Genomic DNA, 399 nt, shown 5'->3' with positions numbered 1-399 from the left:
GTTGAGTGATCCGGATGCCATGCAATTGGCGTGGGCGGCGTTGTTGCGAATAATGCTGGGAGTGGCGCCTGGGTATCGGGACTGATCGGAATCTCGGGTTGTTTGTGCCTGCCTCATCGCGAGCAAGCTCGCTCCCACAGGGGATTCGCGTCGTACACAGAATGTGTGGCAACCCGGATCAACTGTGGGAGGTCTGCGCGCGCACCGAACGGCAGTTCAATGATCCTGGGCGGCCGTTGGAGGATGGGGAGTTGAGTGATCCGGATGCCATGCAATTGGCGTGGGCGGCGTTGTTGCGAATGCTGGATCGAGTGGCGCCTGGGTATCGGGACTGATCGGAATCTCGGGTTGTTTGTGCCTGCCTCATCGCGAGCAAGCTCGCTCCCACAGGGGATTATT

Annotated in this window: 1 pseudogene; it reads left to right on the top strand. The window is 59.6% G+C overall.

From position 1 onward, the window contains the following. Positions 1-188: 188 nt before the first annotated feature. Positions 189-335: pseudogene (locus tag AB4Z35_RS30955) on the top strand (class II aldolase/adducin family protein); the annotation flags it as partial. Positions 336-399 lie beyond the last annotated feature (64 nt).

The organism is Pseudomonas sp. KB_15, assembly GCF_052114525.1.
Classification (GTDB): domain Bacteria; phylum Pseudomonadota; class Gammaproteobacteria; order Pseudomonadales; family Pseudomonadaceae; genus Aquipseudomonas.
This window is presented reverse-complemented; position numbering and strand designations above follow the sequence as displayed.